Origin of the sequence: Roseivivax halodurans JCM 10272, from assembly GCF_000521785.1 — a bacterium.
Taxonomy (GTDB): domain Bacteria; phylum Pseudomonadota; class Alphaproteobacteria; order Rhodobacterales; family Rhodobacteraceae; genus Roseivivax; species Roseivivax halodurans.
In genome coordinates, this window is the sequence record NZ_JALZ01000003.1 from 59,166 (window position 1) to 71,457 (window position 12,292).

Here is a 12,292-nt window from a genome sequence, read left to right on the forward strand (position 1 = left end):
GGCTTTCCCGGCCCCGCCTTGTCACTCGGCCGAGTGCTTCTCGATCAGCTCGCGCGCCCGGTCGTAGAGACCCTGTCCGTCGAGCCCGCGGCCGTCCATCTCCTCGATCCAGGCATCGATGGTGGGCGCGGCGGCCTCCTTCCACTCTGCCACCTGCTCTTCCGAGAGCGTGATGATGTTGTTGCCCGCCTCGACCGCCGCCTCGCGCGCAGGCTCGTCATAGGCCTGTTGCGTCTTGCCGGCAAAGCCCGAGAATTCGAGGCCGGAATTGTCGTCGATCACCTGCTTCAGATCGCCGGGCAGTGAATCGTAGGTGTTCTGGTTAATCGCGAAGATGAACGAGGTCGTGTAGAGCATCTCGGGCCCGAACTCGGTGTGGTTCTGCACGAGCTCGGGGATGCGCAGCGCGCTCGTCACCTCCCACGGGATCACGGCGCCGTCCACGACGCCCTTCGACAGGGCCTCGGGAATAGCGGGCACCGGCATGCCGACCGGCGTCGCGCCAAGACGTTCCAGCATCATGTTCGTCGTGCGGGTCGGCGCGCGCAGCTTCATGCCGTTGAGATCCTCGACCGTCTCGATCGGCTCATTCGAATGGATGACGCCCGGACCGTGCACCCAGGTGCCGAGCAGTTTGAAATCGCTGAAATCCTCGTCGACCATCGTTTCCTGGGCGAGCTCCCAATACGCTTTCGAGGCGGGCTCCGCGTCCGTCAGGATGAAGGGAAGCTCGAACACCTCGGCGCGTGGGAAACGCCCGGGGGTGTAGCCGGCCACGGTCCAGATCACGTCCGCGACGCCGTCGATCACTTGGTCGACGAGCTGCGGAGGGGTGCCGCCGAGCTGCATCGACGGATAGTGCTGTACCGCGATGCGTCCGTCCGATTGCTCCTCGATGCGCTGCTTCCAGACCTCGAGGATGTGCGTCGGCACGTTGGCCTGCAGCGGCAGGAACTGGTGCATCCGGAGCGTCACCTCCTGCGCGGACACGGCCGTCCCCGCCAGTCCGAGCGCAATTACCGCGCCCGCAAGCGTTCTGCGAGTGATTGTCATGTGATCCTCCCCTGTGCCGCGCGCTCGCGGCGTTGCGCCGGTCTCCCCCGGTCACGTGCGGCGCCAGACTGCGCCGTTCTCCGGGGAAATGCATGCAAATTCGAGCGCCGGATGCAAGGCAAATTCGCCGACCGGCCGGTCGGCGAATTACGTCAGGAGTGGCGAAATCAGCGTATCAGACTGCGGCCGGAAACCGAGCGCTTCGTTACGCAAGTTTGGATTCAGAACCGGTCGAGAAGCCGTTCGAGGTACTCGAGTTCCTCCTCGGGACGCTCACCCTCGCCGGACCGGCGTCGGATCTCGTCCAGCAGCTCTCGCGCACGTCGATAGACGTCCTCGCCCTGCAACATGGACTCGGCCGTGCCGGTCTGTCCGTTGGAGCCGGTGTCGCGGCCCAGAGGGTCGCGCTGCTGACCGGGATCCTGCCCCTCGGCCATACCCTGCTGGCCCTGCTGCCCGGGCTGCTGTCCCTGCTCCCCGGCCATCGCTTCGCCGAGATTGCGCATGCCCTCGCGCAGCGCTTCCATCGCCTCGGACTGCCGGTCGATCGCTCCGGCGAGGTCGTTCTCCCGCAGCGCGTCCTCGGCGCCATCCATCGCGCCCTCGGCCCGGTCGAGAGCTTCGGCAGCGCGGTCACCTGCCTCAGAACCGCCGCCGGGGAGATTCTGACGCTGCCGATTCAGCTCCTGACGCAGAGCGCCCTGCCGGTTGGCAAGGCTGTCCTCGAGGGACTGCTCGCCGGCTTGTCCTCCGGGCTGCTGCCCCTGACCCGGCTGATTACCCTGGCCCTGTCCTTGACCCTGCTGCTGCCCGGGCTGCTGACCCTGCCCCTGCTGCTGGCCTTGCTGACCCTGTTGTCCCTGGTTGAACTGCTCCTGCAGGTCGCGGAACGCCTGGTCGGACAATCCCTGCTGTTCGCGAAGCGTCTCGGCGAGATCGTCCATCGCCTGTTCGCCCGGGCTCTGCTGACCCTGACCCTGGCCTTGGGTGACGCGCATGTTCTCCATCATGCGCTGAAGCTCCTCTAGCGCCTGCTGGGCCTCGGCCATGCGGCCCTGCTCCATAAGCTCCTGAATCTTGTCCATCATCTCCTGCAGGTCGCTCTGCGACATCTGCATCATGTTCTCTGCGGGGTTCTGCGGCATGTCGGGATTCTGCTCGCTGTCCCGCTGCGCCTGCTGGGCGAGCTGGCGCATGTAATCGTCGGTCGCTTGCCGAAGCTCCTGCATCAGCTCGGCGATCTCCTGCTCCGAGGCGCCGTTCTTCATCGCCTCGTTAAGACGTTCCTGCGCCCGGGCAAGACGCTCGCGCGCGTCGTCGATATCGCCGTCCTCGAGCAGAACCGCAAAATCCCAGAGCGCCTGCGCAAGCTCGTCGCGTTCCTCGAGGGTGAGCCCGTTCTCCGACTGGCGCTCGAGATTGGTGCGGATCGTCCGCATGCGCAGGAAGTGCTTGGCCTCGCGGAAGACGTCGTCGGGTTCGTGGCTGATCGCACGCAGGATCATGGCGACATCGCCCGCATTCTCGCGCGTCCAGAGAAGCGCGCGCCGCTGCTCGATCACGGCGGCCGCCATCGGGTCGAAGAAGCGGCGGCCGGGCAGAGTCACAACCTCGGTCTCGGACGTTCCGGTCTGGCCTGCGTCATCCGTCACCTGAAACGTGATCTCGACCGGCAGGTTTGCCCAGGCGTGCCGCGAGAAATTATCGACGAGTGCCTCCTCAAACTCCGTTCGGTCCCCGGCGATCGGCATCGGGAGCGGCACCTCGATCGCGGGGCGCTCCTCGGGATCGGCCTCGAGCAGGAAGCTCCGGTCCACCTCGTCGAGCGCAAGCGAGATCCGCGCAGTTCCTGCCGCGACCCCGTAATCGTCCGTCGCCTGGAACGGCAGGGACGCCTCGCCGTCCCAAGTTGTCTCGAAGGCTCCCGCCCGGGCCACTCCGGGGGCGGCATCGGCGGTCATCATCACGTCCCAGGCCCGGCCGCCGGGACCGTCGACCGCGATCCGGCCCGACCGCGCGATGTCGAAGGCCTGTGCGGTTTCCTGCGCCTGCGCGTCCGATTGCTCGAAGGGGCGTCCCGACACGGTCTCGGCCACGGAAAGCGCGCCCGCCTCGCCGTACATACGGAGCGTCACGCGGCTGCCCTCGGGCACGGAGACGGACTCCGCGTTTATGTCGTTGAGATAGAGCGCTGGCTTGCGGGTATAGGCGGGTGGTTCGATCCAGCCCTCCCAAGTGGGGCCCGTCGCGAGCTCGCTGCCGCCTCCCGGCCCCATGCCCGTCACGGACTGTACCCGCAGGACCGAACCGAAGAGCAGCGCGACGCAGAGCGCGAGAAGCGCGACGTAGCGCAGCGCATAGGGATCGGCGTCGGCCACACGAAGATCGGGGCGGACGCCGCGCGCCTCGCCAAGCCGCGCCCGCATCCGGCTTTGGTGGGCGGCCCAGAGCGCCGAGGACGCCGCGTCCCTGTCCCCGATTGCCTGCCGATCGAGCGATGCGCGAATGGGATGACCGCGCATGGTCGCATCGAGCCGGGCGAGAGCACCCTCGCGGCTCGGCCATGCGAATCGCCGCACGCCGCGGATCAGCGCCCAGAGGGTCGTCACGCCTGCGATTGCCGCGACCGCCCAAACGACCCAGAGCGCCACCATGTCCTGAAGTCCGAGCATCAGGGCGGCGAGCACCGCAAAGAGCACCGACCAGAGCGGCCAGAAGGCGCGCACGATGCGTTCCGCGACCATGCCCGCGCGAGTAAGGGCGAGCGGGCGCGCAACGGATCTGAGGATGTCGGCGGGGGTGGAGCGGTGGTTAGTGCTTTCGGTGGTGCTGTCGGCCATGCGATCTCCCGGTCCGGGGAAGCCGCGCTTCCCTCAGGGGCAAGGCCGCGCGGTCAGTCCTCGCGCAACCATTGCGGAATGGTATCGCGCGAAATCATCTCGTCAAAGGTCGGCCGCTCGCGAATGACGGCATGGTGATCGCCCTTCACCAGAACCTCCGGCACCAGCGGCCGCGTGTTGTACTCGCTCGCCATCACCGCGCCATACGCGCCCGCAGAGCGGAAGGCGACAAGATCGCCCGCGGCAAGCTCCGGCATCTCGCGAGATTTTGCGAAAGTGTCCCCGCTTTCGCAGACCGGTCCTACGATATCGTAAACCGCGCGTTCGGCGCCCGGCTCGGGCTCGGCCACCGGCACTATGTCGTGCCAGGCATCGTACATCGCCGGGCGGATGAGGTCGTTCATTGCCGCGTCGAGGATCAGGAACCTTCGTCCCTCGCCCTCCTTTACGTAGATCACGCGGGCAAGCAGGATGCCCGCGTTCCCCGCGATCAGACGTCCGGGCTCGATCTCGATCTCGCAGCCGAGATGGCCCACCGTGCGCCGGATCAGCGCGCCGTAATCAAATGGCAGCGGCGGCTTCTCGTTGGTGTTCTGGTAGGGGATCCCGAGGCCACCGCCGAGGTCGAGCCGGTCGATCCGGTGCCCGTCAGCGCGCAGCTGCTCGGTCAGCTCGGCGACCTTGGTAAAGGCGCCCTCGAAGGGCGCAAGCTCGGTCAGTTGCGAGCCGATATGCACGTCGATGCCCACGACCTCGATCCCCGGCAGGCGGGCGGCCTCGGCATAGACGTCGCGGGCGCGGGAGATCGGCACGCCGAACTTGTTCTCCGACTTGCCGGTCGAGATCTTGGCATGGGTCTTCGCGTCGACGTCCGGGTTCACGCGGATCGTCACCGGCGCGGTCAGGCCGAGCCCCCGCGCCACCTCAGAAATGAGTGCAAGCTCCGGCTCGCTCTCGACGTTGAACTGCCGCACGCCCCCGGCCAGAGCCTGTGCGATCTCCTCGCGGGTCTTGCCGACGCCCGCAAAGACGATGCGTTCACCCGGCACGCCGGCCGCCTTGGCCCGGGCGTATTCGCCGCCCGAGACCACGTCCATACCCGCGCCGAGCTGGGCCAGCGTTTTCAGGATCGCCTGATTGGAGGCCGCCTTCATCGCGTAGCAGACGAGATGCGGCATGCCGTCGAGCGCCTCGTCGAACAGCCGGAAATGCCGCTCGAGCGTCGCGGTGGAATAGACGTAGGCGGGCGTGCCCACCTCGGCCGCGATCTCGGTCAAGTTCACGTCCTCGGCGTGCAGGACGCCGTTCCGATAGAGAAAATGATCCATGACACCCCTCGCGACGACGCCGGGGGTGTAGCCGAGTGCGGCGCGGCGCTCCACCCCCGAAAAGGTCGCCTAGTGCCCCTGCATCATCCGCATGTTCATGTCGCCGACCACCCAGATCGTGCCGAAGGCCATGATGCCGAGCAGAAGGATCGTGAAGAGCAGCATCAGGAGATCCTCGCGCTTCTGCCGCGAGAGGTCGATGTGCAGGAAGATGCGGATATGCACGAGGATCTGCCCGAGCGCGAGAATGACGAGGGCCGGAAAGACCCATGTCACCGGGAGGTAATCCGTCATCACCGACATGAAGGACATGACGGTGAGCACCACGGAGAGGACGAGGCCGATGGTATAGAAACGGCGCTCCTCGTATTCCTCGCGGTTGCGCGCGGTCAGTTCGAGCTTGTCGAGAACGCGTCTCATGCCACCCCCGCGAGATAAACCATGGAGAAGATGCCGACCCAGACGAGATCGAGGAAATGCCAGTAGAGTCCCATGCGGGTGATCCGGCTCTTGATCTGGTCGGTGAGGCCGAATTTCAGGATCTGCCCGGTCATCGCCGCCATCCAGAGAAGGCCACCGGCGACGTGCAGACCGTGCAGGCCGACAAGGGCCCAGAGCGCGGAGAGGAACCCCGACCTCTGCGGCACCGCGCCCTCCTTGATCATGTGGTAGAAGTCGTAGAGCTCGAGCATCAGGAACCCGAGCGCCGAAGTCGCCGCGATGGCGAGCCAGCCGAGCGTGCGCCAGATGATGTCGTGATACTTCATCGACAGGCTGGCCCATGAAAACGCGAAGGACGAGCCGAGCAGCAGCGCCGTCTGCATCGCGATCGAGGTCAGATTCGTGACCTCCGCCGGGCCGGGCCCTCCCGCGGTCGCGTCCTTCATGGTGGCGAAGATCGCGAAGACGATGCCGAAGGTCACGAGGTCGGACATCAGGAACGTCCAGAACCCGAAGACCGTGACCTCCGCATGTTCGGCATCGCCCGAATATCCGAGGTTCATCCCCGGATGGAGGTTTTCGTTCGTCGTTGCCGTATCGCTCATGACGCGACCACCATGTCCGTATCCGCAAGTCCCCGGTTCCGGCTGTCGGTCTCGTGATCCCGCGTCACCGGCGTTGCGAGCGAGATCGCCTCGATCCACGCGTTGTGATGGCGGCGCACCTCCGCGGCGGGAATGGTGACCTCGTCGTGCTCGATGAACGAGGTGACGAAGAACCAGCCGACGACGACGAGCACCGATAGGATGACCAGCCACCACATCCACCAGGTCACGCCGAAACCGAAGGCGGTGGTGGCGATGAACATGATCATGCCGGCCGAGGTATTCCGCGGCAGATGGATGTCCTTGTAGTCGGGCGGCTGCACGAAGGGCTTACCATCGACCTTCTCGCGGGCGAAGGCGTCGCGCTCGGCGATGTGCGGGATCACGGCGAAGTTCCAGGGCGGCGGAGGCGCCGGCGTCGCCCATTCGAGCGTCCGGCCGTCCCACGGATCACCGAGCGGCACCGCCAGCTTGTCGCGCTGCCGGATCGAGATCCAGAGCGTCGCGATGAGCCCCAGAAGCGCGCATCCGATTAGCAGAGCCCCGAAGAGCGTGAGATACATGTAGGGCAGCAGCGCCGGATCCTCGAAGCCCGATGAGCGCCGCGGGTAGCCCATCAGACCGACGAAGTAGAGCGGCAGGAAGGTCAGGCTGAAGCCGACGATCCAGAGGATCGCGGTGACCTGCCCCGCCGTCTCGTGAAGGCGGAACCCGAAGGCTTTCGGAAACCAGATATGGATGCCGGCGAAGACCCCGAACAGGAGGCCCGGCAGCAGCACGTTGTGGAAATGCGCCACGATGAACTGGGTGTTGTGCACTTGCCAGTTGATCGCCGGGTTGGCGAGGATCATGCCCGAGAGACCGCCGATCACGAAGAGCATGAAGAATCCGGTCATGTAGATCATCGGCGTTGTCATGCGGATGCGCCCGCGCCAAAGTGTCGCCATCCAGACATAGACCTTCACCCCCGTCGGGATCGCGATGATGCCGGTGGCGATGCCGAAGGCGACGTTGATCGTGGCCGAGTTTCCCATGGTGAAGAAATGGTGCAGCCAGACGCAGAAGCTGATCACCGAGATCGACATGGTCGCCAGGACGAGGGAGGTGTAGCCGTAGAGGCGCTTGGCGGCGAAGGTCGAGGTCAGCTCCGAGAAGATGCCGTAGGCGGGCAGCACGAGGATGTAGACCTCGGGATGGCCGAACATCCAGAAGAGGTTGGCGTAGTTCATCATGTTGCCGCCGAGGTCGTTCGTGAAGAAGTGGAACCCTAGCGTGCGGTCGAGCGCCTGCATGAACGCGGCGACAGTCAGCGGCGGCAGCGCGAACACCAGCAGGATCGAGGTGCAGAGCGCCGTCCAGACGAAGACCGGCATGCGCATGTAGGTCATGCCCGGGGCGCGCATCTTGTAGATGGTGACCGAGAAGTTCAGCCCCGAGAACATCGAGCCGAAACCCGAGAGCGCGATCGCCCAGATCCAGTAATCGGGCCCCGGTCCGGGATCGAAGGTGGAGCCCGTGAAGGGGGGATAGGCCGTCCAGCCCCCGATCTGGAACTTGCCGACCACGAGGCTGATCATGCAGAGCGCGGCGCCGGTCGCCGTCAGACCGAGGCTGATCTGGTTCAGCACCGGGAACGCCATGTCCCGCGCGCCGATCTGGAGCGGGATGAGGTAGTTCATGAAGCCGGTGATGAACGGCATCGCCACGAAGAAGATCATGATCGTGCCGTGGGTCGAGAAGAGCTCGGCCCAATGCTCTTCCGAGAGCACCCCGCCGTTCAGCGCGGTCGTCTGATGGGCGCGCATCGCCATGCCCTCGGCGACGCCGCGGGCGAACATCACGAAGCCCAGCACCATGTACATGATGCCGATCTTCTTGTGGTCGACCGAGGTGAGCCATTCGCGCCAGAGCCAGCCCCAGCGTCCCATCACGGTCAGCAGGACGGCCACCGCGAGGGCGCCGATCACCACCATCCATGCCGCACCGGAGCCGACGAGATTGTCGATGCTGAACTCGTGCGTGAAGAGGTGCACGGGCTTGAGGTCGCTCCATTCAAGGCGACCGAAGGGGAAGTTCATTGGTCAGCCTCCGGCAGAACGCCGCTGGAAAGGTTGTACGTGGGTGATCCCGGCTGCGCGTCCCGCGCGACGCCCTCCGGGTTCTGGTAGCGGTCGATCACCCTGTCGAAGATGTCGGTCGCCTCGAGCCGGAAGAGGATCGGGGTCGTGCCATCGAGCCCGAGCGCCTCGCGCGCATCCGCGACCGAGCCCGACTGAGCGATGATCGCATAGGTCTCGTCGTCGAGAACCGGTCCCTCCTGCGCGCGGGAGATCCAGCTGCGATAGGCGCCCGGCGAGACCGCGCGCACCTCGGCCCGCTGGCCCGACATGCCGAGCCCGGTATATTGCGTATTAATCGCCTCGGTCCGCCCCTCGCGGTCGGCGATGAGGTTGAGACGGGTCGCCATGCGCGGCATCGCGTAGATCTGCCCGCCGATCCGCGGCACGAGGAAGGCCTGCATCACCGTGTCCGTCGTCAGGCGCATCGCCACCGGGTGGCCGACCGGCATCACCATCTCGCCCATGCTCGCGACGCCTTGGTCGGGGTAGAGAAAGAGCCACTTCCAGTCGAGACCGACGACATCCATGTCGACCTGCGGCCCCGCGAGCTCGATGTTCAACTCCTCCGCCATCTTCGCGTCGATGGTCCGGTAGGGGTCGATCCTGAACGTCGCCTGCGCGAGCCAAATCCCGAGGAAGGCGACGATCACGATCGGCAGGCCCCACATCCCGACCTCGAGCCAGGTGTCGAAGTGCCATTGCGGACGGTAGGTCGCCTTGGTGTTGGTCCGCCGGTAGCGCCACATGATGAACGGAGTGCCGAGGAGGACAGGGAGGATCGCCACCATTACGGCGACCGTGGCCCAGACAAGCTCGGTCCGCTGGATCTCCGCGATGGGTCCGAGAGGATGGAGAAATCCGCTTGGATCTGCGGCAAGCGGGCCTGCAACGAGAATGGTCATGAGGCAGAGCCCCGCGGCCGCGCTGCGGCGCGCCAAGCGGCTGCGAGTGTCTGGCGTCATCCGGTCTCCGGCTGGCTTGGCGTCGGGGGTGGACCTGTCAGGCCTCGACGCCAAGGATGTGGCGGCTCCGGCGCGTGACAACGCGGGGGGAGCGACAATTTTTGCGATACCGGGATTGCCGCAATCGTTCACGGCACCGTGATGACCCTCAGACGGGGCGTGATCGGAACCAGAGGTAGAGGGGCAGACCGCAGCTCACACCGATGCAGAACGTCGCCGGGATTGCGAGGAGCGCCACCCAGTTCCGGCGCGTCACCGCCTCGAAGAGGACCCAGACCGTGAGCGTGATCGCGGCGATGGTGAGGTCCCAGACGAGCCCGGTGGTCGAGGCGTTGACGTACCACGCGTCGATCATCGCCCCGAAGCTCCAGCCGTTCTGCGAAAGGTACGTCACGAACCAGTACATCGGATGCACGGCGCCCCAGAGCGCGAGCGCGAGCCAGACGGGACGCATGCGGCTCACCGCTCGATCCCCAGGGTGAAATTGCCCTTCCGCACGAGATATCCGCCGCCGACGATTGCCCCGTCCGATCCAAAGCCCGCCGAGACATAGCCGGTGGACTGAACGCCGTCGCCGTTGCGGTCCTCGGGAAAGACGCCGCCGCTTCGCACCATGCGCTGACGCTCCACCGGATCGGCGTCGAAATAGTCGGCGGCGTTCGGCGAGCGCGACTCTCCCGGCGCATCCGGTCCCCCGCAGGCCGCGAGTGCCAGAAGCGACAGGAGCGCCACCCGCGTCATCCGCGGATCCCCATGCCGGCGGTGCCGCTCAGGGAGATGCCGAGGCCAGGGCTGCGCTGCGGCGGATCCGGGCGCTCCGGCTCACCGTCCGCGCCGCAGGCGGCGAGTGCCACAAAGGCCAGAACCGCAAGGCGTTTCATCCCAGGACCTCCTTCCATCGCGCGACCTGCTCGCGCACCCGAACCGGCGCGGTGCCGCCGTAGCTGGTGCGGCTTGCCACCGAATTGTGCACGCCGAGCACGTCGAAGACGGACGTGTCGATGCCCTCGTGCACCTCCTTCATGTCCTCGAGCGTCAGATCGGGCAAGTCACAGCCGCGTGCCTCGGCCTTCGCGACGAGCGATCCGGTGACGTGGTGCGCCTCACGGAACGGCAGGTTCCGCTCGCGCACGAGCCAGTCGGCGAGGTCCGTCGCGGTCGAGAAGCCGTGCCCTGCCGCGCCTTCGAGGGCATCGCGGTTGGCGGTCATGTCGCCCACCATCCCGGTCATCGCGGCGAGCGCCAGAAGCCAGTTGTCGGCGGCGTCGAAGACCTGCTCCTTGTCCTCCTGCATATCCTTGGAATAGGCCAGCGGGAGCCCCTTCATCACCGTCATCAGCGCAACTTGGGCGCCGAAGATGCGGCCGATCTTGGCGCGGATGAGCTCGGCCGCGTCGGGGTTCTTCTTCTGCGGCATGATCGACGAGCCGGTCGAGAACCGGTCGCTGAGGGCCACGAACCGGAACTGCGCTGACGACCAGATCACCAGCTCCTCGGCGAAGCGCGACAGGTGCATGGCGGAGATCGAGGCGACCGACAGGAATTCGAGCGCGAAGTCGCGGTCGCTGACGGCGTCGAGCGAGTTGGCAGTCGGACGGTCGAAGCCGAGCGCCGCGGCGGTCATGTCGCGGTCAATCGGGAAGCCGGTGCCGGCGAGCGCGGCACTGCCCAGAGGGCATTCGTTCATGCGCTTTCGTGCATCGCGGACGCGAGAGAGATCGCGGCCGAACATCTCGACATAGGCCATCATGTGGTGGCCCCAGGTCACCGGCTGCGCCGTCTGCAGATGCGTGAAGCCCGGCATGACCCAGTCGGCGCCCGCCTCGGCCTGGTCGAGCAGCGCAGCGATCAGGGCCGTAAGCCCTTGATCCGCCGCATCGAGCTGGTCCCGGACCCAGAGCTTGAAATCGGTCGCCACCTGATCGTTGCGCGAGCGCGCGGTGTGCAGGCGCCCGGCGGCGGGGCCGACGATCTCCTTGAGGCGCGCTTCCACGTTCATGTGGATGTCCTCGAGCGCGGCGCTGAATTCGAAGCTGCCGCCCTCGATCTCTGACAAGACGGTGAGCAAGCCTTCCCTCATGGCCTCGGCGTCGCTAGCCTCCACGATGCCTGTGGCGGCGAGCATCGCCGCATGGGCCCTCGAGCCGGCGATGTCCTGCGCCGCCAGCCGCTTGTCGAAGTCGATCGAGGCGTTTATCGCCTCCATGATCGCATCCGGACCGGCGGCGAAGCGGCCGCCCCACATCTGGTTCGAGGTCGTCTCGGCCATGTCCTGTCGCCTCAATGGAGTTGAAATGAAACGGGGTCTCGTCGCGCTCTATACCGCGCTCACGCTGCTTGCAAATCCCGCCCTGGCCGACACCGAGGCGGCCGAGGCCGCTCGGGCGGGCGACATGAAGAAGCTCAACTTCCATGCTGAGCCGAAGGCCGCGGGGTCCGAGGCGTTCGAGACCTTCGAGGGCGAGCCCGCGAGCCTTGCGGAATACGAGGGCAAGTGGGCGCTGGTGAATTTCTGGGCGACCTGGTGCGCGCCCTGCCGCGAGGAGATGCCGACGCTCTCGGCGCTGCAAAAAGAATTGGGCGGCAACGACTTCGAGGTCGTGACCATCGCCACGGGCCGCTCGCCCAAGCCGGCGATGCGCGACTTCTTCGAGGAGATCGGCGTCGACAACCTGCCGACGCTGCGCGACCCGAGCAGCGCGCTGGCGCGCGAGATGTCGGTGCTCGGGCTGCCGATCACGGTGATCCTCAACCCCGACGGCGAAGAGATCGCGCGCCTTCAGGGCGACGCGGACTGGAGCTCCGAAGAGGCGCTGACGGTGCTGCGGACGCTCATGGGCGACGAGGCCGAAGTCGAGGGGTGACACGCCCCGGACGCGGCCGGTTTCGTACGAAACGTAAGAAATCGGCCGCGTTTCGTACGGTTTTCTGCCGCAAACCACG

The 12,292-nt window shown here is 66.3% G+C and carries 12 protein-coding genes; 1 reads left to right on the forward strand and 11 read right to left on the reverse strand.

Annotated features, from left to right (window positions below):
• Positions 1-21 precede the first annotated feature (21 nt).
• The 11 genes from OCH239_RS04240 to argH form a co-directional block, all read right to left on the reverse strand.
• Positions 22-1,053: a TRAP transporter substrate-binding protein gene (locus tag OCH239_RS04240; protein WP_037259252.1), complete on the reverse strand. Its 1,032-nt coding sequence runs from the start codon at positions 1,051-1,053 to the stop codon at positions 22-24.
• Positions 1,054-1,274: 221 nt separating this feature from the next.
• Positions 1,275-3,893 carry a TIGR02302 family protein gene (locus tag OCH239_RS04245; protein WP_051489251.1) on the reverse strand — a complete coding sequence of 873 codons (2,619 nt, stop codon included), beginning with the start codon at positions 3,891-3,893 and terminating at the stop codon, positions 1,275-1,277.
• 53 nt (positions 3,894-3,946) lie between these two features.
• Positions 3,947-5,221 (reverse strand): diaminopimelate decarboxylase, encoded by a 1,275-nt coding sequence (lysA, locus tag OCH239_RS04250; protein WP_037259255.1) that lies wholly within the window; start codon positions 5,219-5,221, stop codon positions 3,947-3,949.
• Positions 5,222-5,290: 69 nt separating this feature from the next.
• On the reverse strand, positions 5,291-5,641 hold the full coding sequence (cyoD, locus tag OCH239_RS04255) for a cytochrome o ubiquinol oxidase subunit IV (RefSeq protein ID WP_037259258.1): 351 nt from the start codon (positions 5,639-5,641) through the stop codon (positions 5,291-5,293).
• Complete coding sequence (locus tag OCH239_RS04260; protein ID WP_037259260.1) at positions 5,638-6,267, reverse strand: cytochrome c oxidase subunit 3; 630 nt, start codon at positions 6,265-6,267, stop codon at positions 5,638-5,640. The genes cyoD and OCH239_RS04260 overlap by 4 nt, the downstream gene beginning before the upstream one ends.
• Entirely contained in the window at positions 6,264-8,345 is a 2,082-nt protein-coding gene (locus tag OCH239_RS04265; protein ID WP_084782132.1) for a cbb3-type cytochrome c oxidase subunit I, read from the reverse strand. The genes OCH239_RS04260 and OCH239_RS04265 overlap by 4 nt, the downstream gene beginning before the upstream one ends.
• Entirely contained in the window at positions 8,342-9,349 is a 1,008-nt protein-coding gene (locus tag OCH239_RS04270) for a cytochrome ubiquinol oxidase subunit II family protein (RefSeq protein ID WP_157577792.1), read from the reverse strand. The genes OCH239_RS04265 and OCH239_RS04270 overlap by 4 nt, the downstream gene beginning before the upstream one ends.
• A gap of 148 nt (positions 9,350-9,497) precedes the next feature.
• Positions 9,498-9,812 (reverse strand): DUF2834 domain-containing protein, encoded by a 315-nt coding sequence (locus tag OCH239_RS04275; protein ID WP_037259262.1) that lies wholly within the window; start codon positions 9,810-9,812, stop codon positions 9,498-9,500.
• Positions 9,809-10,090, reverse strand: a complete 282-nt coding sequence (locus tag OCH239_RS04280; protein WP_037259264.1) for a hypothetical protein — start codon at positions 10,088-10,090, stop codon at positions 9,809-9,811. The genes OCH239_RS04275 and OCH239_RS04280 overlap by 4 nt, the downstream gene beginning before the upstream one ends.
• Positions 10,087-10,230 (reverse strand): argininosuccinate lyase, encoded by a 144-nt coding sequence (locus OCH239_RS22530; RefSeq protein WP_157577793.1) that lies wholly within the window; start codon positions 10,228-10,230, stop codon positions 10,087-10,089. Before OCH239_RS22530 ends, OCH239_RS04280 begins: the two co-directional genes overlap by 4 nt.
• Complete coding sequence (gene argH, locus OCH239_RS04285) at positions 10,227-11,618, reverse strand: argininosuccinate lyase (RefSeq protein ID WP_037259266.1); 1,392 nt, start codon at positions 11,616-11,618, stop codon at positions 10,227-10,229. Before argH ends, OCH239_RS22530 begins: the two co-directional genes overlap by 4 nt.
• A gap of 25 nt (positions 11,619-11,643) precedes the next feature.
• Here argH and OCH239_RS04290 point away from each other — a divergent pair, with 25 nt between their 5' ends.
• The gene (locus OCH239_RS04290; RefSeq protein WP_037259268.1) at positions 11,644-12,213 is read left to right on the forward strand and encodes a TlpA disulfide reductase family protein; all 570 of its coding nucleotides are present in this window, start codon (positions 11,644-11,646) and stop codon (positions 12,211-12,213) included.
• The last annotated feature ends 79 nt before the right edge of the window (positions 12,214-12,292 follow it).

What these genes read in the sequence shown, in the direction of transcription:
- OCH239_RS04240 (WP_037259252.1), bottom strand. Translation starts at nt 1,053, where the DNA reads ATGACAATCACTCGCAGAACGCTTGCGGGCGCGGTAATTGCGCTCGGA.
- OCH239_RS04245 (WP_051489251.1), bottom strand. Translation starts at nt 3,893, where the DNA reads ATGGCCGACAGCACCACCGAAAGCACTAACCACCGCTCCACCCCCGCC.
- lysA (WP_037259255.1), bottom strand. Translation starts at nt 5,221, where the DNA reads ATGGATCATTTTCTCTATCGGAACGGCGTCCTGCACGCCGAGGACGTG.
- cyoD (WP_037259258.1), bottom strand. Translation starts at nt 5,641, where the DNA reads ATGAGACGCGTTCTCGACAAGCTCGAACTGACCGCGCGCAACCGCGAG.
- OCH239_RS04260 (WP_037259260.1), bottom strand. Translation starts at nt 6,267, where the DNA reads ATGAGCGATACGGCAACGACGAACGAAAACCTCCATCCGGGGATGAAC.
- OCH239_RS04265 (WP_084782132.1), bottom strand. Translation starts at nt 8,345, where the DNA reads ATGAACTTCCCCTTCGGTCGCCTTGAATGGAGCGACCTCAAGCCCGTG.
- OCH239_RS04270 (WP_157577792.1), bottom strand. Translation starts at nt 9,349, where the DNA reads ATGACGCCAGACACTCGCAGCCGCTTGGCGCGCCGCAGCGCGGCCGCG.
- OCH239_RS04280 (WP_037259264.1), bottom strand. Translation starts at nt 10,090, where the DNA reads ATGACGCGGGTGGCGCTCCTGTCGCTTCTGGCACTCGCGGCCTGCGGG.
- OCH239_RS22530 (WP_157577793.1), bottom strand. Translation starts at nt 10,230, where the DNA reads ATGAAACGCCTTGCGGTTCTGGCCTTTGTGGCACTCGCCGCCTGCGGC.
- argH (WP_037259266.1), bottom strand. Translation starts at nt 11,618, where the DNA reads ATGGCCGAGACGACCTCGAACCAGATGTGGGGCGGCCGCTTCGCCGCC.
- OCH239_RS04290 (WP_037259268.1), top strand. Translation starts at nt 11,644, where the DNA reads ATGAAACGGGGTCTCGTCGCGCTCTATACCGCGCTCACGCTGCTTGCA.